Consider the following 19321-nt stretch of genomic DNA (forward strand, 5'->3'; position numbering starts at 1 on the left):
GCTAAAAAATACCCTTGTAGGCAGTTGGCAGGCCGGAAATAGCTTGAATTGCCAGCTTGCTGTCCGGACCCTTCAGGCCAATATATTGACCGCCGCCAATGTAGAGACCTACCTGAAATTCGGCACCGCGCTGACCCCAAAAAAGCAGGTCGCCAGGCAAAGACTTGGATAAGTTAGCCTTCTGTTTGCCTAATTCTCTTAATTTGGCAGCTTGGATATAGACTTTGCCGCCAAGAGCGGTCAAACCGGAAATTGCCCGCAAGTATTCGATAAATCCGGGAATGTCAAAGCCCTTTTCATCCCGACCACCCCAAGCGAAAGGCGTTCCAATCAAAGACAAGGCACTGGCTAGTGTCCTTTTGACAGAAGCCGGTTCATTTGTCGCGTATTTTTTAGGCAGTTTGATCTGTGCGTTGCGTACTGATTCATATGCTTCATAATTATTCGGATCAGCAGTCTCTTTTTTGATTTGCTGCAGATTTTTAAAGATATCGGCTTTGTGTTTGAGTTCCGCTAATTGTTTGTTGGAAACGTGTTTGAAAAGACCGCTTATTTTTGACTGTACGTCAAAGCCATTGATTTTGTCTAACTGAGCTGCACCAGATTTTTCCCAATTATCAAAATCAGCTGTTAAATTGATTGCTAAAAAGCTCGGTGATTTTTCTGCTTCGATTCGGCGAATAATGATTTCTTGGTTATTCAGATCATCGATATAAGGCTGAGCCAATCTGAACACGTCTGAAGGTTTTTTAGCCAAACCAGTCTGTAAATGCCTAAAATTAAGCAAATCTTCTGTCCGAGCAAAATAATAATTAATTTCCTCAAAACCACTAACTTGGTCATCCAGCCAGCTACCATGTTTCACTAAATCGATCATTGACTGATTACGGAAAATTTGAAAGCTGTAGCTTAAGCTCCGGCCTTTAGAACCATCCGGATTCTCAAAAGGAATGATGCCAATATTTAAAGCGAAAAGTGCTGTGTTTTCTGCATATTGGTCTCGGCTGTGAACCCATTTTTTAATTGGCAGCATTTTCGCCATCAAAAAATCAGTTAAATCATCAAGCGACGACTCAACCGATGAAAAATGGCTCTCGATCCCTTCAATTTGGCTGATCAACTCGTCAGATATAAAACGACCTTGGAATTGAAAAGTTCGCATATCCGGAAAATATTGACTGACTTCGCCAATTGACGTATTTGGTGAAAAAATCCATTGATTATCATTTGTAAAATAATTTCGAAATTGCATATCTTTAATTTACCGTAAAAAAAAAGACCTAAGCCTTAAATTTATAAATTTTTCATTATTGGTGAATATATTGATAAGAAGCAGCTGAAGTAACAGTTCTCGTATTTGAAGAACGGCCAGCAAAGTTGCCTTCAGTGATACGAATTGAACCATCACCATTAACACCCGTCACAACCGCAACATGTCCATAACCGCCAGCCCAAGCTTGTCCTGCTTGGAAAACAACAACTGAACCAACTGTTGGTGTGTTATTAACTGTAAATCCATCTGCAGCTGCGGCTGAAGCCCACTGAGATGCATTGCCAAGACCATTTGGAACCCAACCAAGCATGTTTTTAACATACCAAGTGCACTGACCATAATAATAAGAATTGCCACTAGTTGAAGCAGTAGTAGTTGTTGTGGCTACTTTACGTGTTGCATAGCTGGCAGTAACAGCCTTGCGGACAGGTGTTTGACTTGAAGCAGTGGAGGTAGATGTTGGCGCGGCTGCCGAAGAAGCAACAGGCGCCTGACTTGCAGCAGAACTTGCAACCGGCGCAGCAGAGGAACTAGCTGCAGCGCTCGTTGTAGCTGTCTGAGCTGCAGAATTTGCAGTGTTAGTCGTAGTGGTGGTCGCAGCTGTTAATGACAACTTTTGACCTGTAACGATAAAAGTTGAACCGTTGTTATTGGCGATTAAAGTTGAAACGGCAACATCATATCTATCAGCAATGCCATAAAGAGTGTCGCCAGAAGCAATCGTAACGGTACCATCAGCATTCTTAGCAGAAATACTTGTTGCAGCTGTACTTGCAGCCGCTGTAGAAGCTGAATCGCTAGCAACAGCACTACCAGGGATATTTAAACTTGCGCCGCTGAGAATCAAAGCAGGATCAGTAAGCTTATTTGCTTTGATAATTGCATCAGTGGTGGTGTTGTATTGCTTAGCTAAAGCCCAAACACTATCACCTTGCTTGACATTAACAGTGTCGGCGTTAGCAGAAGCAGCGCCGACTGCCAAAGTAGCAGCCGCACCAGCTGAAACAAGAAGTACATTTTTAACAGTTTTTGTAGTCATCTATAATCTCCAAGTGCAAAGTTTCCAATTTTCTAAAAATCTGTAAGGATTTCTAAAGCACGGTCTCTACACTAATGGGCTTAGTTGACAGTAGAATTAATGTTGTTTTAAAGTTATTTTACATTGTTACATTCTTGTTACAAATAAGCCTGAGAAGCCTACTGTAGCAGTATTCTTAAAAAATAATGCCAGTTGTTAAATTCATCTTTTACGCAAATACCAGCGTAAATGAAAGGCAGAATTTCAATTTAAATGCTCTTTTTTTAAAAAAACAGCTTATCTCTTTCTTAAAAATCATTAATTCCCCGATGCCGCATTCACGATCGACTTAATCGTCGCCACGACTGTGTTTGACGGAATCGAAAAACTCATCCCCTCGACACTTTCACTGCCATTTTCAGTGGAATTGATTTTCATCGAATTGATACCAATAACCTCACCAGCCATATTGATCAAGGGTCCGCCTGAATTTCCGGGATTCAGTGCAACGTCCGTCTGAATAGCTGTTAATTTAATTGGATCGTCACTGATCTGACGATCAGTCGCTGAAACAATGCCGGAAGTCAAAGAACTTGCATAATCAGACCCTAGGGGTGACCCAATTGCTAATACCTGCTGCCCGGGTTGAACATTACTAGAATTAACAAAGGTTGCCGTTGTCACCTTTGTCATACTGATCTTCAAAACGGCAATATCTTTAGTTGCATTCTTGCCAATCAATTTCGCTTTGACTTTAGTCCCGTCAGACATAAGGACCTGCAGTTCATTTGCACCAGAAATAACATGATTATTCGTCACAATATAGGCGTAACCATCATCCGACTCATAAATCAAACCAGTCCCTTCAGCTGCCAGCTGAACAGTATCAGAACTTGAGCTGCTCGAAGAACTGGAACTGCTGCCAAACCACTGGGAAAAATAATCACTAGATTCAGTCGTCGGTTTTTGATAATTTTCGACTGTCACAACGGCTTTTTTGACCTTGTTATAAGCAGCAGTTGCTGTTGAGGTCGAACTGCCGGTTAAATTCACAACCTTCGTGATACCAGCTGAAGCAGACGAACTTTTAGCAGCTTTTGTCTGGGCTGGTAATAGATAAAAAGCATAAAAACAGCTTAAAACGATGGCTGCACCAATGATTGCGCTAATCAAGCCAATCAAAAAATATTTCAAAGTATGTTCCCGATTTTTCATGATTTTATTATCATCTCCAAAAATAAAACTAAAGTTAAATCGTTGTGGAAACAAAAAAACATCGATCAAATTTTCGATACAGGCAGGTCATTTATAAAACAAGCTTGTAATGAAATGATCAGCGGCTTTTTGTGTCAGCTGCCAGTCATCGTTAATGATGACTGTTGATTGATTTTTTAATTCAGTTGGCAGATGCATGTCGCGTTCAAAATCGGCCGAACTGGTTCGTTCAACAACGTGAATCGGATTATCGCCCCGTTCAATCAGACGATTTTGCAAACCGGCAACATCACTCACAGTAACAAACCAAATAACTGCTTGATTTTTCAAAGTTTTTTTATAAGTGATCGCACCAACCGTATCAACCACCAAGCTAATGATCCCAGGATGGTTGGATTGCTTGGATTTGGCCCAAGCTCTTTCCAGACCTTCATACGAGGAACCATATTTGTGACCGGAATAGTTTACTTGTTCAATAAAATGGTTTTGATGCCAAGAATCTAAATTTTCAAAATAATAGTCGACACCATCGATCTCACCCTCTCTGGGCTCGCGATCAGTGTGAGTGATCACACGCGGTACGCCGTATTTTTCCCAGAGATAACGAGCAACGGAAGTTTTGCCGGCACCCGAAGCACCTGTAATGACAATGACACGGTTTTCGTTTTCCATATTGTTTAAATACTATCAGCTAAACAGACCTTTTCAAGCAAAAATACAAAAATTTCTACAAAATAGCTTATTCTTCTGTTTCGCCAGGCTGCATGTGCGACATCGAGGCAATGTCCAACACTTTGTCGATCCAACCCTGATAAAAACTACTTTCATGTGTAACAAGGATCAGACCGCCATCAAATTTTTGAATAGCCTTTTTTAAGGCCAGTTTGGTGGCTTCATCCAAATGGTTTGTCGGCTCATCTAAAATCAGAAAATTCGACGTCGTCAGTTCCATCAAAGCTAATTTAACTTTTGTCTGCTCGCCACCAGATAATAAACGCATTTGCTTGGTCGCATTATCAGCATTAATACCGGCTGCTCCCAAACGCTGACGCAGCCGCCGCTGTTCTTCGAGCGGATAAGCCGCCTGCATGATTTTGAGGGGCGTCTTTTTATCATCATCCCAGATCAGATCTTGATCAAAATAATTCGTCTTGGCAGAAGGCGAAAACTTCGATTTTCCTGAGATCGGCGGTAAAATACCTAACAAAGTCTTGATCAAAGTAGATTTTCCAGCACCGTTAAAACCAGTGAAAACAAATTTTTCGCCTGCTGACATACTAAAGCTGATTGGATTTAATATAGGTTTTTTCGGGTCGTAACCAACGACTAATTTTTCGGCCTTCAGCATATCAGTTGATTGAGAATCAACATAAGGAAAGGTAAAAGTCGCTGTCGGATTAGTCTGCGGCGGTTCGATAATATCCATGTGCGATAACATTTTTTCACGCGATTTGGCCCGACCGGTCGTCGAAGCACGTGCTTTGTTTTTCTGAATAAAGGTCTTCGTCTTTTTGATAACTTCCTGCTGCTTATTGTAAGCACGCAGCTGCTGATCAGCTTTCTCAGCCTTCTGCTGCATCGCCTGATCAAAATTACCGCGGTATTTCGTCAAGGTATTGAAGGAAACATCCAAAATCACATTCGACACTTGATTCAAAAAATCAAAATCATGGCTGATAATCAAAGCAGCGCCAGTGTAATTCTGTAAATAAGACTCCAGCCAATTGATGTGCGAGGTATCTAAATAGTTAGTCGGCTCATCTAAAATAATCACATCGTTGCCCTCAAGCAGCAGCTTAGCCAAAATAATCTTGGCTCGCTGGCCGCCGGACATTTCAGAAATAATATGATCACGGCCGATCGAATCCAAGCCAAGCCCTGTGATAACTTGTTCAACATTGTTATCGATCGAATAAAAATCGGCCGCATCCAATTCATTTTGAAAACGCGTTGCGCGATCCAGCAGCTTGTCATCACCTGTTTGCGCAAATTCCGTATAAAGATCTGTCATCTTTTTTTCTTTTTCATACAGATAGGTATAGGCCGTGTGCAAAAAATCAATCAGGCTCATACCTGAAGGAATGTCGGCATACTGATCTAAATAACCGATCTGAATATTTTTCTTCCAGTCGATCCGACCTGCGATCGGCAAAACATTTCCCGTCAAAATTTTGATCAAGGTTGATTTACCAGCGCCGTTTTGACCAACAATGCCTAAATGCTCGCCGCGTTCCAGCGTGAAATCAGCATCTGTATATAATTTTTTATCCGCATAGGCCATTGAAAGCCCGGTTACATCTAATAAAGCCATAAGAAACAGTCTAGCATGATAAAATACTCGCTGATATGAAACCACGTAAAATGCGTCCAAAAATTATTCCAGCACGTGATGTTAAACGCGCCTATCGCTTTTATCGCGATGTGTTTGACTTTTTAAGAGACCCTATCGACCAAACAACATTAATTGTTGATGGCAGCCCGATCCAATTTATCGAAAGTGATGAAAAAATCGAAACAGAAATCATCGTCCGCGATCATTTGCATGAGATCCAAGAACATTTAGCTAATAATTTTTTGGTCGAACAAGGTAAACCTGAACATCGTTTTAACAAAAAAATTGCCCTGAGAATTCAAGATTCCGAGGGCAATACAGTCATCATAGAAGGCAACGAAGACCGTTAATTTTTTATGGCCTGGGCAGCCGTGATAATAGCAACCTTATAAACATCTTCCTCATCGGCACCGCGTGATAAATCAGAAACAGGTGCTGCTAAACCTTGTAAAATAGGTCCGATCGCTTCAAATCCACCCAAACGCTGCGCGATTTTATAGCCAATATTACCCGCTTCCAAACTTGGAAAAATGAAGACATTGGCATGGCCTGCAACTTTGGACTTTGGCGCCTTGGCCGCTGCGACTGATTCAACAAAAGCCGCATCAAACTGCAGCTCGCCATCAATGCTGTCAGCCAATTCCGGCGCTTTCTCTTGAGCCAATTTTGTCGCTTGCACCACTTTATCGACTAATTCATGCTTGGCTGAACCTTTTGTTGAAAAACTCAGCATAGCTACTTTTGGATCAATGCCAAAAAGCTGAGCGGTCTTAGCTGACTGGATCGCCACTTCAGCCAGTGTCGGTGCATCCAATTCGATATTGATCGCAGAATCAGCAAATAAGTAACGCTGATCGCCTTTTTGCATGATAAAAGCACCGGAAATCCGTGAATTGCCAGCTGAGGTCTTAATAATTTGCAAAGCCGGCCGCACCGTATCACCAGTCGGATGGACCGCTCCAGAAACCATCGCGTCGGCTTGGCCTGTATAAACCAGCATCGTGGCAAAATAATTGACGTTTTTCAGCCAATCAGCTGCTGTTTGTGCATCGGTTCGTCCTTTACGACGTTCAACTAGTTTATCCACCAGTTGATCAAATTGTTTTTGATCAACTTGATTTGGATCGATCATTTGAATGCCAGTTAGATCAAATTGATGTTGTTTCGCTGCTGCTTGAATATCTTGATCGTGTCCAAGCAGGATCGGCTGCAATAGGCCGCTATTTTTCAAGCGTATCGCGGCTCCTTGGATACGTGCGTCTTCACCTTCCGGGAAAACCACTCGAAGATCTTTGCCCTTGATTTTGTCAGCCAATTCCACAAATAAGTCTGTCATATCTCCTCCACTTACGCTATTCATTATATGGTAGAAAAGGCTTTCATTTACAAGATCAGGCTAACCAATCGATTGCCTGACGATCGTGAGCTAGCAGCCACTGATTAGTTTGACTAAAAGGTCTGCTGCCGAAAAAGCCGCGATTAGCTGAAAATCCTGAAGGATGGACTGATTGCAGAATCAAATCTTTGTTAGAGTTGATCAAAACAGCCTTCTTTTTAGCGAAGTTGCCCCATAGAATAAAAACTTTCGGCTGCGGTTCAGCACTTGCCAATTGGATGATCGCATCCGTTAACTTTTCCCAAATCACACCAGCATGCGAATTAGCTTGATGCTCTTTCACAGTCAAGACTGAGTTCAGCAGCAAAACACCCTGTTTGGCCCAAGGAATCAAGTCATGAGAACTACGGGTTCGGCCTAGATCGCTGGCAATTTCTTTATGAATGTTCTGCAAACTGCTAGGTGCTGGAAAATCATCAGGCACACTAAAACTGAGACCCTGAGCCTGTCCAGCCTCATGATAAGGATCTTGACCAACGATAATAACCTTTGTATCGGCCAAACTTGTATAGGACATCGCGGAAAAAATTTTGTCAGCCGGCGGGAAAACAGCTGTTGATCCAGCATAAGCCTGATTTAAAAACTCATTGATCTGGTCTAGGTAGCTCTGCCCTATGACTGGGAGCAGATGTTCATACCAATCCGTCTTTTTTAAGTTAACTAAATAATCATTCACGGTTAAAATTATAGTATGAGTCGCTACTTTTTAACCCAACAACATAATACAAATCAAAAAGAAAATCGTGCTTTTAATGAAGATTTTTCATTGGCTTATAATATTTCCGGAAAAGTCGGCAGCAAAAATGATGTGCTGTATGTTTATGATGTTAAAGGCGTCGAGCAAGCGAGAATCAGACAAATTTCCTATGGTGTCCTGCCGCGTTTTCAACTCTTATACCAAGACAAATATGTCGCTTCGATCGGCTTTAATTTCGCCGGTCTCAATGATGTTATTTTTGTCCGATATTTGAATTGGGTCATCACAGGTGAAGTCGTAGCCGGCAAATATCGCATCAGACACGGTCGAAAAAAATTATTAGAAGTGAATCCAGTCGAGTTCCCAGATGGCTTGTTCTATCAGCTTGACGTAGCAAACGATGCCCAAGCGCCCGTACATGTCGCGATCGCGGCCTTGTTGGACCGCTGGGGTATGAAAAAAAATCGTGGACTGTTAAAGTTCCCGACTCGATTAAATAAATATAAATATAAAATGGCAACACGTATCAATCAGTGAAAATTCTTTAAATTGCGGTTCATTTCGCGTTTTAAATCACGATCTTTAAGCGTTTGCCGTTTATCATAATTATTTTTGCCAGTCCCGACGGCAATCAAAATTTTAGCGAAGCCTTTCACGATATAGACTTTTAAAGGAACCACCGTCTTGCCGCCTTGAGCCGTTGCTTCATCCAGCGCCTTGATCTCTTTTTTGTGCAACAGCAATTTACGACGGCGCAAAGGATCCGGATTAAACTGGTTTCCCTGCTTATAGGGTGAAATATTGGCATTATTCAAAAAAGCTTCATTGCTGCGAATCATGATATAAGCATCCCCGATCGTAATTTGACCAAGGCGCACCGATTTTATCTCAGTACCGGTCAATTGCAGACCGGCTTCATAAGTCTCACCGATCAAATAATTAAAAGAAGCACGGCGATTACGAGCAAGGGCGTCGTCATGTTTATCTTTTTTAGCCATCAGCGGCGACCCTCTTTCAAATGATATTTACCGGTTGACTTATAAGCACCTTTTTGAGTGCGGCCATCGCCAGGCCGGTGCTGGTTACGACCGCCAGCGTTATTATGGCTGAAACTACGGCGTTGGAGATCGGCTGCCAGACGGATTTTTGTCATCGGTGCGGTTTGGGGATCAATTAATTTGAAATCAATTTTGCGCGTCTCTTTGTTTGAATTGACAACCTGGATCTTAACCTTTTGTCCGATCGTAAAGATGTGATGATGAGTGCGGCCGATCAGTGCCTGACGTGTTTCATCATATTGGTAAACATCATCAACCATCGTACTTATGTGAACAAGTCCTTCAATTGTGTTGGGCAGTGTGATAAACAGTCCGAACTTCAGTGCTGAATTAACGACACCATCATAGACAGCACCGATATGGTCTTCCATATATTCAGCAAACTTCATGTCATTAGTCGCACGCTCAGCATCAACCGAGCGGCGTTCTCTAGCTGAAGTATCAATACCGATCTGAGGTAATTTGTCACGAACCGCGGCCGTTGAATCTGGACCAGTACCGAATTTAGCATAATGTTTGATCAAACGATGAACGACCAAATCAGGATATCGACGAATCGGAGATGTAAAATGCGTATAAAACTTAGCTGCAATGCCGAAGTGGCCCACTGGCAAAGGCGAATAGTGAGCTTGTTTAGTGGCTCTTAGCATCATCGTTTGAATCATCATTTCTTCTGGCAGCCCAGCAACAGCCGCTAAGGCCGCTTGAAAATCCTTCGGTTTAAGATTTTTCGGATCAGCCTTGATCGGATGACCGATCGCTCCCATAAATTCAAAGAAATTGGTCACTTTGTCACCTTCAGGCACTTCATGAACACGGTACAAAAAAGGGACATGCAATCGATCAAAGTGTTCGGCAACCGTCTCATTGGCAGCAAGCATAAAGGATTCGATCATGCGTTCGCCAATACCGCGATCACGTACGATCACATCCGTTGGGTGACCTTTTTTATCAATGATGATTTCAGCTTCATCACTATCAAATTCGATCGCACCACGAGCCGTACGCATTTTAGCCAAGATCTGATGCAGATCGCCCATTTGATGGATCATATCTGATAAATCAGCGTATTTAGCCGTCTCTGCGACATCACCGGCCAAAATTTTATTGATCGAATCATAGGTCATACGAGCATGTGAACGAATAATACTAGGCTGGATCCTATGGTGAACGATCTGTCCGCGTTCATCGATCTCCATTTCACAAGACATGGCAAGGCGGTCCTCGTTAGGATTTAAAGAAGCAATACCATTTGAAATTTCTGTTGGCAGCATCGGAATCACGCGATCAGTCAAGTAGACAGAGGTACCCCGTTTATAAGCTTCTTCGTCCAGCGGCGTTCCTTCAGGCACATAATTTGAAACATCGGCAATGTGGACGCCTAAATGATAATGACCATTGGCCATTTTCCAAACAACAACTGCATCATCGATATCTTTCGTATCAGCACCATCGATCGTGATCAAAGGCTGGTCGCGAAAATCCGGCCGGCCATCAGCCAGAGCCGCTTTGACATCGATCGTTTGCGGAATCGCGCGTGCTTGTGCTTGTGCTTTGTCTGGATAAACACTTGGAATTTTCAGGCTATAAACAATCTCCAAGATATCAACGCCCGGCGCATCAGAACGACCGATCACGTTTGTGACTGAACCGATCAGAAGTTTCGGCTGATCAACTGTCGGAAATTGGCCAGTCGAAGCCGTCACAGAATCGCGATCATGAGCTTGCAGCCCTTTTTTGTCAACGAGATAAGTGTATTCCTGCAGTTTTTCATCTATAAATGTGATCGTACCAAGAAAGTCATCAGGGTCTAGAATTGACGGCAGCACATTGCGATCAACGCCCGAACGAAAAATGCCAACGACCTGCTGGTTGGCGTGATCAAGAATTTTTTCAATTTTGCCTTCAGGCACTCGGCCATCTTTGCCTGGATGAATGATCGAAGCCAGGACATTATCGCTTTGCATGGCTAAATTCGTATTAGACCGGCCGATAAACAAATCATCTTGACCTTCATCAGTCTTGACGAAACCGAAGCCCTTGGCATTGGCAACAAAAGTGCCGTTAATAAAGTTTTCTGAAGCGAATTGATTAGACATACTAATAATTATATCGGTTAATAAAAAAACGCCGCGATAATTAAATCGCGGCGGGTAGGTAGATAGATTTACTACCTCAGCTGGTCGTTTACTATTGTATCAGATATTGTCATAAAGTTGAGGATCAACTGTTGAAAAGAGTCGACTAAAGGTTCGGTCAGCCAGAATCGTTAAACGATGCATGGCTCGGCTCGCAACCGTATAAAGCAGCTCGCGATCGGCTTCGCCAGCATAATGATGATCATCAGCCTGCCACAAGATGACAGCATCAAATTCCAATCCCTTGGCCAAATAGCCAGGGATAATGATCGTGCCAGGGACCAAACGCTGATTTTCTAAAGTGATCAAAGTCGAGGCTGTTCCTTTAGCTGTTAGTCTTTGAAAAACGTCTTTGGCTTCAGCGGCCGTTTTAGCAATAATAGCTGTGGTATAGCCAGCGGCTAAATTACGTGCCAGTGCTTGTGACAAATGAGCTAATGAGTCGCCAGCTTGGAAAACAGGTTTCTCACCTTCGCGGGCAAAAGCCTCGATCGGTTCTGCACTTGTTAGTAAAGCACTTGTAAAGTTCGTGATCTGTTCAGTTGAACGATAGCTTTTGGTCAGTTGAATCGTCTTCGATTTGGCCGGATCAAATAATTCATACATAGCTCCTTGAAGCGTCTTGGCGTTCGTACGTGTAAAAATCGCCTGATTCAAATCACCTAATAGCGTCATTTTTGCCTTAGGAAACGAGAATTTTAAGAAAGCCAATTGGAAAGCCGTATAATCCTGTACTTCATCAACAAAGAGAAAACGAATTGAGCGGTCTCCATGATGGCCGTTGACCAAATCGAATAAGTACAAATAGATCGCCGTATCGTTTAGATTTAGTTTTTGGCTCGATAGATCAGCTTGCGATGATTCAACCGAGTGCTGCCATTCATCAACAGAAATATTAAAATCCTGTAGATTGATCAATTTCGGTATAGCCTGTAAAAAGCCGATAAAAAGCTTATTAGGGTTCATAAAAATGCCGCGATTGATCTTACGAACGATCGGTTTAAAGGCCTCACGAACGATTTTTTTGGCCAACTGCTTGTTTTCTTTTTGCTCCGACTCAAACTGACGTTTATCGGGATCACCCAGTAAAATCTCCAATTCATCGCTCTGCAAATTTTGAATCGTGATATCAACCCAATCCTTTTTCATTTCTGAAGAGATCCGGCCGCTGACCTTTCTCAGCAATGCCTGCTTGGTCGCTTCTAGACGCTGGCTAAGCGAATAATTGTCATTGAAAGAATAATAAACGTCCGAAATATCGCTGGCTTTGAAAAAAGCATCATCGCGAAACATAATATTGCGAAAGCTCATGCCGGCACGACTGATTTGTTTTGAATATTTCTTGACAGCTTTAAAAAAGGATAAGCTGCCTTTTAAATTGGTTAATTTGACTGATTCCGGGTCGTTTTCGCTCTCAAAGCGTTCAGCTAAAGTCTGTACGTTGATTTTCGGCAGCCGATAGTTGGCATACTGATAAAAAGTCATCTGAATCATATTGTTTTCACCCAAGTCCGGCAAAACTTCATTAACGTAATCGTTGAAAACCTGATTTGGTGAAAACAAAATAACTTGGCCGGAAGTGATCTTGCCGCGGTATCGGTAAAGCAAATAAGCGATCCGCTGCAAAACGGCTGCTGTTTTCCCAGATCCAGCGGCGCCTTGAACAAATAGCAAATCAGAGTCGGTATCGCGAATGATACGGTTCTGCTCTTGCTGGATCGTGCGTACGATCGATTTCATCTTTGTCGAAGAATCGCCAGATAGCGCATCCAATAACAGCTTGTCGCCGACAGCTTCTTCCGTATCGAACAAAGTGATGATCACGCCATCAGCAATTTCAAATTGACGTTTTAATTTCACATCAGCCGTCTGCTGGCCAGCCGGTGTCTGATAATCAATTCGGCCTAAAGCGCCATCGTAATAGATCGAAGAAATAGGTGCCCGCCAGTCATAAACATAAAAATGACCCTCTTGGTCCGCAAAAGAAGCCAAGCCGATATAAATGCTTTCGCTTTTCTGAGCTTGATTGCTGACATCGACAAAATCAATACGGGCAAAATATGGGTGCCCTTGAAGTTTTTTCAAAGTCTCATATTGGATCTCAGCTTGAGATTTATCGCGTTCTTTTTGGGCCAGAATTTGCTGTTGTGCATGCACAGATGCACCAGTCTCGACAACCGCGTTAAAATCGGAAAATTTAACGCTGATATCCTGCCAGCCCTTCTCGGCTTCTTTTAAATTGTCATTAGCACGTTTGATCCGAGACTGCGTCTGCGCTATTTTTTCATCGAGTTTCTGCAAAACCAGATCAAGTCGTTTCTGCTCTTCAATTTCTTTAATGTCTTTCATAATATCTTTCATAAATCGTCATAATATTATACGCCAGAATCGGGTATGATTGCATGACTTATGAACAATAGACTGCGTGCTAAAATTAAAATATGACACAAAATGGTATAAACGTATTTTTTGTTCGCCACGGACAAACCTACTTTAATTTAATGAATCGTTTTCAAGGCTGGTCGGATATCGACTTGACCGATAAAGGCATCGCTGATGGTCAAGCAGCTGGCAAACGGCTGGCAAAGGTTCATTTCACAGCTGCCTACTCATCCGATCTGTCGCGTGCTCACCGTACTGCTAAATTTATTCTCGATGCCAATCAAGCTGATTCGCCAAAAAAGCCGACGTCCGAAAAAGATTTTCGAGAAGTTTTTTTTGGAAGCGCTGAAGGCCTTAGCAATAGAGAAATTTCCGATGGATTTGGCGCAAATGCCGATGCCATTATCACTGAAATATGTCAGATCGGCTATAACAGTGCGATCGCAAAATATGGTTTTGACAATTTGATGGATCTTTTTAAAAAAAATGACCCGCTAGATTTGGCCGAAGATGCCCACGAATTCAATAAACGTCTGCAGCGCGGCTTAAATACGATCCGGCAAAGTTATCAGATCGGCGATAATATTCTCGTCGTGACCCACGGCAGTCTCATGCGATCTTTAGCCAGCCAATATAAATCTGAAGATCTTGCAGCCAAGAGTTTGGCAAACGGTGCCATTTGCAAATTGATCTTTGAGCCAAAAAAAGACGGTCAAGTAACCGTCGACACATGGAATGATATCGAAAAAATCTGGTAATTGCCAGATTTTTTTATTGTCGATGCAATATGTTTTTTAAAAAACGGTATAACTGATATTTCGGTCGATTAACCGGAAAATCAAAACTGCCGACCATTTCTCTTGTGCAGCCATTAAAATGAGTTTTAAAACCTAAAACACCATCTGAACCATCAAATTTACCGCTGACACCATAAAAATTGTATAGCGGGATCTTTTCATTAACAGCTTCTGTGATCATGTGATCTTGGATTTCGTAAGGTGCAAAAAAGTCTTCATAATTTTCATCACTGCCGGAGTAAAGATAGACGATTTCCTGCTGTTCAACCACAAATAAAGCGACAGCAACCAGCGCAACATCGGTAGCACTGTTTCGACGGATGGTTTTAGCCTCTTCCAGCCGTTTTTGCAGGGCTGTTTCGGTTTTCAAGCCTTCGGACAGCTGGCGCTTAGCCGAAGCCGAAAGATCGCTAAGATCGGTTAAATCCTGATATTTTTCACCAGCCAGCCGAACCAGCTTGTTTTGAACATCCTCGAGGTCTTGGCTGATGGATCGTGCATAATCTTTGAAATTGATCTCAGCAAACATAAATTTCGCTTTATCCCGATAAATATCAAATAAGGTCTCGTAAAAAGACAGATCTTTATCATGGTAATGCAGACGATCAGCGGTTGCCTGCGTAATTTTTTTAAAAGCTGCTAACTCATCTTTACCGATCTGTCTGAGCTTAATGCCGAATTGCTTGTTTTTATTCAGATGATATTTTGCCTGTCGATTGTAAGATTTCACAACGTTCTGCGGATCAACTTGGCGCAGATCTTTAACGAATTGCCATTCAGGTTCACCGGAAGTTGAATAACCAACGGCGGGTAATTGGGAATCGCTGGCTAAAGCGGCTAATTTTTCAACGAGTTTAGTGTTCTTTTCACCGATCAAATCACCTTTTTCCGTGAATTCTGCGTAAGCAATATTCGGTCTAATACGAATAAAAAGACCATTATGCTGCCGAGCAAAATGTCTTAAGCCATCAATAAAGCTTTGAAATAAAGCTGTATCAGAGTAATCTAGCAAAGGTCCGCGTTCAATCGAAAAAAGCTCGCCAAATTTGACTTTAGACCAAGTCACAACAGCGGCCGCAGCAATATTGCCGTCGTCATCTGTTAAACCCAGCAGTTTTACCTGATCGCCGCGTTGGTTTAATAAATTCTTCTGCTCAAGCGACTGGATAAAATTACCTTGTGGATGTGATTGCTCAAAACGGGCATAGTCAAGATCATCTAATTCACTGAATTTGTATGACATTATTTCTTAAATCCTCCCATTGCGCCATTGGCACCCTCTTCTTGACCAGGATTCCACCAATTAACGTGTGCATTTGTTTCATTGATTCGCATATCAAAGACCTTTAATAGTGTTGCAGGCGCCTTTAAGACTGGATACTTATGCGACAGTACCGCCCTGGTCACGATTCGATAATTTATGTTGGGAAACAGACATGAAATGACGGTCAAAGTCGGCTTTCCTTTGATCGTGTTGTTGGGATCCATGATCGAAACTTGATCTTTATAAACTGTTTCCTGCAGCACTATTTCATAGACATACAAATAATTTTTATCGATCGTATAAATTTTCGTCTTGTCAAGACTGTGAACATCATGTGTACCGCTGCTTGTCAAATATGGTGCATTACTATTTTGACGCAATTGCAGCGCTGAAAAACCCGTCACATGATTATTAAAATTATGAGCTGCCAGAGAGAAATTAGTTTTCTCGCCCATTGTCTGGCCTTTAACCGAAGCAGCACCTAAATTCAAGGTCACGCTGCTGTAAGGATTGACGTAGATCGGCAATAAAATATGCCTGCTGGGAATGCCGACATAACCAATCTTCGTCTGTCCTTGATCAGCGTGAGGATTCCATTTGACCATTTTTAAGATATCAGCCGCATAATGGGTATCTGTCTTCTTGGCAAAACTTTTTTTCGGCTGATAGACTTTTAAGGGCTGAATCCGAGCGTAAAGTTCCTGATAATGCTGATAGATTAAATAACCTGAGGTAGCTGCAAACAATAACAAAATTAGAACAGGCAGCAGCCATCGCCTAGCGACACTCGTGTTCTGATTGTGCTTTAATTTTTTAACCATTATTTAAAAGTCAAGAGATATTGTTCGTAAGCCTGCTGGTCAAGCACTTTATCTATTTCGCCGATATATTCACGCGGCTGGTCTTCATAAGTAAAGCCGTGTTTGAAACGATACAGACCATCACTTGGGTCAAAACGATCCACACCGCCAAAATCATACTCGGCCTTGCCCAAAGATAGGCCCCACTTGGTCATTTCCCATTGAAGCAGATAAGGACCATAGTGTTTGGAGTAGGCACGATCAGAGCCAGCATACATGTACCAGATCTCATCGCCATGGGCAAAACCGATCCCAGCACAGATGACCTGGTTTTCAAAGTGGGCTAAAAATACTTTGAATAATCCTGTTTCTGCAAATAAATCACTCATGCGATAAAAATATTCTTTAGGCCGATAGGTGATCTGCTGAGTATGTGCCATCATCACGTAGGTATCGTAAAAACGATCAATAAACTCATGCGAGCTGCCTGAATCAACCGTCACGCCATCCTTGATCGCTCGACGGATCTGATTACGATAAGCACGCTTAAAGTGGACCATCAATTCATCGTCGCTGTGGATACCTTCGTAGCTGAGGACCATGTTTCTCCGCGGCTGAATATTACCGTGCATGTGCTCGATATCAACATTGCGTGTCTGATAACCAGCAGCGATATAGCGGTCATTTAAGCCAGCATCGTACAGTACTTCTGGATCCATACGCAATAGAAAAACATCATCCGGCAAGGCCGCGACCGCTTCATCGACAAGGCTGTTAACAAGTTCGATATTCTCAAAATCTGCGATCGGTCCGCGCGGTGAATATGCTAATAATTTTCCAGGAACCGCTTCGATCGTCAAGACAGCCATAGCAGCCGTGATTTGACCCTGGGCATCCTCTTGATAAACATAAAGATGGCCCCAATTATCTTTCAATTCGCCCCAAAGTGTATCTTGTGTTGCCTGTCCACGCCAATTACTGCGGACAAATTGATTGTATTTTTTTACTGTTTTTTCATCATTTAAATTTAATATCATAACTTATCTATCATACCCGACATTTTTAACGCCTCTTGCCAAGTTGGTATCACAAAACCCGTCGCTTTACTTTTTGCTAAACTCAAAACCGAGTGCCGCGGACGATAGGCTTTTTGTGGAAACTGATCTGAACTCACTGGTCGAATATCAACTTGTTTATCTTTTAAAATTTCTTTTGCAAAGTCAAACCAACTGGCCGTATGGTCATTTGACAAATTATAAATACCATATGCTGCATCATGGTCGACGAGATAAAGTATAAATTCAGCCAATGTTTTTGTCCAAGTCGGCCGGCCGATCTGATCATTAACGACCGAAAGCTGGGGATGTGCCTGAGCGAGTTTTAACATTGTGTAGACGAAATTTTTTCCGTACTGGCCAAATACCCAGCTAGTTCGAATAATATAGGCTGCTGCACCGCTCGCCAAAACCGCTTCTTCACCGGCCAGTTTTGCCTTGCCATATTCATTTTTAGCTGCAGTTTGGTCAGTTTCTAAATAGTCGCCCGTCTTCGTACCATCAAAAACATAGTCGGTGGAAATATAAACAAGTTTTGCCTGAAAATTTTTAGCTGCCTGGGCTAGATTTTTTGTGCCATCACGGTTCACGGCCCAATTCAGGTCTTTACCCTGGTCTTCAGCCAAATCAACCTTCGTGTAGGCAGCCGCATCTAAAATAACATCAGGCCGCTGTGCCTGCACTGCCTCAAAAACCAGTTGCCGATTTGTAATATCGAGCGTTTTGGCATCATAGGCAACAAAATCAATACCAGATCTTTCTAATAATTCATGCAGCTCTTGACCGAGCTGTCCATTGGCTCCAGTAATTAAATATTTCATAATGCTAATCATAACTCACACCCATGATCAGTTTTCAGCCTGAAAAAGAATGTGAAAAACATGCTCAATAGTGATAATTTAGAGACAATTGTTTTTTAAAGGTGGACAAATGTTATGCAGGTATTTTTAGAAAGTGGATCAGGAATTTTAATGATCATTTTAATGGTGGCAGTCGGTTATGTGCTAGCTGATCGCGGCTGGTTTACTGAGGATTCAACCAAATTGATCGCCCGCTTAGTGACACAAATTGCCTTGCCACCCTACATGATCTCCTCGATCACAAATGATTTCTCCAAGGGCGAGCTCCTGCATATGCTACCAGATCTTCGCTATCCAGTCTTATCAATGCTGATTTTGTATGCACTGTCTATTCTCATTGTGCGCTTGATCAAAGTTAAGCTTAAACATAAAGGACTTTTCGAATCAATGTTTTTTAATTCCAATACAGTGTTCGTGGGGCTGCCAATTAATCTGGCTATTTTCGGACCGAAAAGTTCGCCCTATGTGCTCGTCTATTATATGGCGAACACGACTATTTTTTGGACTCTAGGTGTCTATTTGATTCAGCGAGATGGCCAAAAGGACCCAGAAGTCAGTCTAAAAGCGGTCATGCAAAAGATCTTTTCAGCACCTTTGATCGGTTTTATCATCGGCGTACTGCTGGTTGTTTTGAACATTCATTTGCCTAGTTTTCTTATGAAAGGCTTTAATTATATGGGTGCTTTGACGATTCCACTATCTATGATCTTTATCGGCATTTCAGTCCATAAAGCCGGTATCAAAAATATGGAAATCAACCGTGACAGCTTAGGCGTTTTATCCGGTCGCTTTCTGTTTGCACCAATGCTGATGATGCTCTTGGTGCTGCCCAGTTCCATGCCGATTTTGATGAAACAAGTCTTTATTTTGCAGTCCTGCATGCCAGTGATGACCAACGCGCCGGTCGTTTCCAAAATGTATAAAGCCGATGCTAATTTTTCATCGATAATGGTCACAGAAACGACCTTGTTATCCTTAGCGATCGTCCCGATCATGATGCTGATCATTAGCCATTTGGCCCTATAAAAAAACGCCG

The 19321-nt window shown here is 42.3% G+C and carries 18 protein-coding genes; 4 read left to right on the plus strand and 14 right to left on the minus strand.

Translation table 11 applies throughout. The annotated features are described in order from the left end of the window. Position 1: 1 nt before the first annotated feature. From DLJ48_RS01325 to DLJ48_RS01345, 5 genes are all read right to left on the minus strand, one after another. Positions 2–1252, minus strand: coding sequence for an NlpC/P60 family protein (locus DLJ48_RS01325; RefSeq protein WP_128685223.1), 1251 nt, complete (start codon positions 1250–1252; stop codon positions 2–4). 55 nt (positions 1253–1307) lie between these two features. Further along, complete coding sequence (locus tag DLJ48_RS01330) at positions 1308–2312, minus strand: CHAP domain-containing protein (RefSeq protein ID WP_128685225.1); 1005 nt, start codon at positions 2310–2312, stop codon at positions 1308–1310. Between the two features lie 297 nt (positions 2313–2609). Then, positions 2610–3506, minus strand: coding sequence for a S1C family serine protease (locus tag DLJ48_RS01335; protein ID WP_128685227.1), 897 nt, complete (start codon positions 3504–3506; stop codon positions 2610–2612). An 87-nt stretch (positions 3507–3593) separates the two neighbouring features. After that, the gene (locus tag DLJ48_RS01340; protein WP_128685229.1) at positions 3594–4178 is read right to left on the minus strand and encodes a guanylate kinase; all 585 of its coding nucleotides are present in this window, start codon (positions 4176–4178) and stop codon (positions 3594–3596) included. A 67-nt stretch (positions 4179–4245) separates the two neighbouring features. Then, entirely contained in the window at positions 4246–5817 is a 1572-nt protein-coding gene (locus tag DLJ48_RS01345; RefSeq protein WP_128685231.1) for an ABC-F family ATP-binding cassette domain-containing protein, read from the minus strand. Positions 5818–5867: 50 nt separating this feature from the next. Between DLJ48_RS01345 and DLJ48_RS01350 the strand changes: the two genes are divergently transcribed. Beyond that, positions 5868–6188 carry a lactoylglutathione lyase gene (locus DLJ48_RS01350; RefSeq protein WP_128687045.1) on the plus strand — a complete coding sequence of 107 codons (321 nt, stop codon included), beginning with the start codon at positions 5868–5870 and terminating at the stop codon, positions 6186–6188. Here DLJ48_RS01350 and pta read toward each other — a convergent pair. Continuing rightward, a complete protein-coding gene (gene pta, locus DLJ48_RS01355) occupies positions 6185–7174 on the minus strand; it encodes a phosphate acetyltransferase (RefSeq protein WP_128685233.1) in 990 nt (329 codons plus the stop codon). The two genes, DLJ48_RS01350 and pta, sit on opposite strands and share 4 nt — an antisense overlap. Positions 7175–7229: 55 nt before the next feature. Then, complete coding sequence (locus tag DLJ48_RS01360; protein ID WP_128685235.1) at positions 7230–7910, minus strand: uracil-DNA glycosylase; 681 nt, start codon at positions 7908–7910, stop codon at positions 7230–7232. A 15-nt stretch (positions 7911–7925) separates the two neighbouring features. Here DLJ48_RS01360 and DLJ48_RS01365 point away from each other — a divergent pair, with 15 nt between their 5' ends. Continuing rightward, complete coding sequence (locus DLJ48_RS01365; RefSeq protein ID WP_128685237.1) at positions 7926–8468, plus strand: LURP-one-related/scramblase family protein; 543 nt, start codon at positions 7926–7928, stop codon at positions 8466–8468. Here the strand turns inward: DLJ48_RS01365 and smpB are convergent. The 3 genes from smpB to helD form a co-directional block, all read right to left on the minus strand. Beyond that, positions 8462–8929: an SsrA-binding protein SmpB gene (smpB, locus tag DLJ48_RS01370; protein WP_128685239.1), complete on the minus strand. Its 468-nt coding sequence runs from the start codon at positions 8927–8929 to the stop codon at positions 8462–8464. The two genes, DLJ48_RS01365 and smpB, sit on opposite strands and share 7 nt — an antisense overlap. Then, positions 8929–11088, minus strand: a complete 2160-nt coding sequence (gene rnr / locus DLJ48_RS01375; protein WP_128685241.1) for a ribonuclease R — start codon at positions 11086–11088, stop codon at positions 8929–8931. The genes smpB and rnr overlap by 1 nt, the downstream gene beginning before the upstream one ends. Before the next feature lie 99 nt (positions 11089–11187). Next, a complete protein-coding gene (gene helD, locus DLJ48_RS01380; RefSeq protein WP_128687046.1) occupies positions 11188–13476 on the minus strand; it encodes an RNA polymerase recycling motor HelD in 2289 nt (762 codons plus the stop codon). A gap of 92 nt (positions 13477–13568) precedes the next feature. On the opposite strand from helD, the gene DLJ48_RS01385 reads away from it, so the two are divergent. Continuing rightward, entirely contained in the window at positions 13569–14267 is a 699-nt protein-coding gene (locus DLJ48_RS01385; RefSeq protein WP_128685243.1) for a histidine phosphatase family protein, read from the plus strand. 13 nt (positions 14268–14280) lie between these two features. On the opposite strand, the gene DLJ48_RS01390 is transcribed toward DLJ48_RS01385, so the two are convergent. The 4 genes from DLJ48_RS01390 to rfbD are packed head-to-tail and all read right to left on the minus strand — an operon-like array spanning position 14281 to position 18246. Continuing rightward, positions 14281–15549, minus strand: a complete 1269-nt coding sequence (locus DLJ48_RS01390) for an aminoacyltransferase (protein ID WP_128685245.1) — start codon at positions 15547–15549, stop codon at positions 14281–14283. Further along, on the minus strand, positions 15549–16391 hold the full coding sequence (locus DLJ48_RS01395; RefSeq protein WP_243148623.1) for a class A sortase: 843 nt from the start codon (positions 16389–16391) through the stop codon (positions 15549–15551). Before DLJ48_RS01395 ends, DLJ48_RS01390 begins: the two co-directional genes overlap by 1 nt. Continuing rightward, a complete protein-coding gene (locus DLJ48_RS01400; RefSeq protein ID WP_128685249.1) occupies positions 16391–17407 on the minus strand; it encodes a lipid II:glycine glycyltransferase FemX in 1017 nt (338 codons plus the stop codon). Before DLJ48_RS01400 ends, DLJ48_RS01395 begins: the two co-directional genes overlap by 1 nt. Continuing rightward, positions 17404–18246: a dTDP-4-dehydrorhamnose reductase gene (rfbD, locus tag DLJ48_RS01405; protein WP_165438695.1), complete on the minus strand. Its 843-nt coding sequence runs from the start codon at positions 18244–18246 to the stop codon at positions 17404–17406. Before rfbD ends, DLJ48_RS01400 begins: the two co-directional genes overlap by 4 nt. A 114-nt stretch (positions 18247–18360) precedes the next feature. Here rfbD and DLJ48_RS01410 point away from each other — a divergent pair, with 114 nt between their 5' ends. After that, a complete protein-coding gene (locus tag DLJ48_RS01410; protein ID WP_128685253.1) occupies positions 18361–19311 on the plus strand; it encodes an AEC family transporter in 951 nt (316 codons plus the stop codon). The last annotated feature ends 10 nt before the right edge of the window (positions 19312–19321 follow it).

The sequence above is a fragment of the Oenococcus sicerae genome (genome assembly GCF_004102045.2).
Lineage (GTDB): Bacteria > Bacillota > Bacilli > Lactobacillales > Lactobacillaceae > Oenococcus > Oenococcus sicerae.

What these genes read in the sequence shown, in the direction of transcription:
- rfbD (WP_165438695.1), bottom strand. Translation starts at nt 18,246, where the DNA reads ATGAAATATTTAATTACTGGAGCCAATGGACAGCTCGGTCAAGAGCTG.
- DLJ48_RS01340 (WP_128685229.1), bottom strand. Translation starts at nt 4,178, where the DNA reads ATGGAAAACGAAAACCGTGTCATTGTCATTACAGGTGCTTCGGGTGCC.
- DLJ48_RS01325 (WP_128685223.1), bottom strand. Translation starts at nt 1,252, where the DNA reads ATGCAATTTCGAAATTATTTTACAAATGATAATCAATGGATTTTTTCA.
- helD (WP_128687046.1), bottom strand. Translation starts at nt 13,476, where the DNA reads ATGAAAGACATTAAAGAAATTGAAGAGCAGAAACGACTTGATCTGGTT.
- DLJ48_RS01335 (WP_128685227.1), bottom strand. Translation starts at nt 3,506, where the DNA reads ATGAAAAATCGGGAACATACTTTGAAATATTTTTTGATTGGCTTGATT.
- DLJ48_RS01385 (WP_128685243.1), top strand. Translation starts at nt 13,569, where the DNA reads ATGACACAAAATGGTATAAACGTATTTTTTGTTCGCCACGGACAAACC.
- DLJ48_RS01395 (WP_243148623.1), bottom strand. Translation starts at nt 16,391, where the DNA reads ATGGTTAAAAAATTAAAGCACAATCAGAACACGAGTGTCGCTAGGCGA.
- DLJ48_RS01365 (WP_128685237.1), top strand. Translation starts at nt 7,926, where the DNA reads ATGAGTCGCTACTTTTTAACCCAACAACATAATACAAATCAAAAAGAA.
- pta (WP_128685233.1), bottom strand. Translation starts at nt 7,174, where the DNA reads ATGACAGACTTATTTGTGGAATTGGCTGACAAAATCAAGGGCAAAGAT.
- DLJ48_RS01330 (WP_128685225.1), bottom strand. Translation starts at nt 2,312, where the DNA reads ATGACTACAAAAACTGTTAAAAATGTACTTCTTGTTTCAGCTGGTGCG.
- DLJ48_RS01350 (WP_128687045.1), top strand. Translation starts at nt 5,868, where the DNA reads ATGCGTCCAAAAATTATTCCAGCACGTGATGTTAAACGCGCCTATCGC.
- DLJ48_RS01390 (WP_128685245.1), bottom strand. Translation starts at nt 15,549, where the DNA reads ATGTCATACAAATTCAGTGAATTAGATGATCTTGACTATGCCCGTTTT.
- DLJ48_RS01410 (WP_128685253.1), top strand. Translation starts at nt 18,361, where the DNA reads ATGCAGGTATTTTTAGAAAGTGGATCAGGAATTTTAATGATCATTTTA.
- DLJ48_RS01345 (WP_128685231.1), bottom strand. Translation starts at nt 5,817, where the DNA reads ATGGCTTTATTAGATGTAACCGGGCTTTCAATGGCCTATGCGGATAAA.
- rnr (WP_128685241.1), bottom strand. Translation starts at nt 11,088, where the DNA reads ATGTCTAATCAATTCGCTTCAGAAAACTTTATTAACGGCACTTTTGTT.
- DLJ48_RS01400 (WP_128685249.1), bottom strand. Translation starts at nt 17,407, where the DNA reads ATGATATTAAATTTAAATGATGAAAAAACAGTAAAAAAATACAATCAA.
- smpB (WP_128685239.1), bottom strand. Translation starts at nt 8,929, where the DNA reads ATGGCTAAAAAAGATAAACATGACGACGCCCTTGCTCGTAATCGCCGT.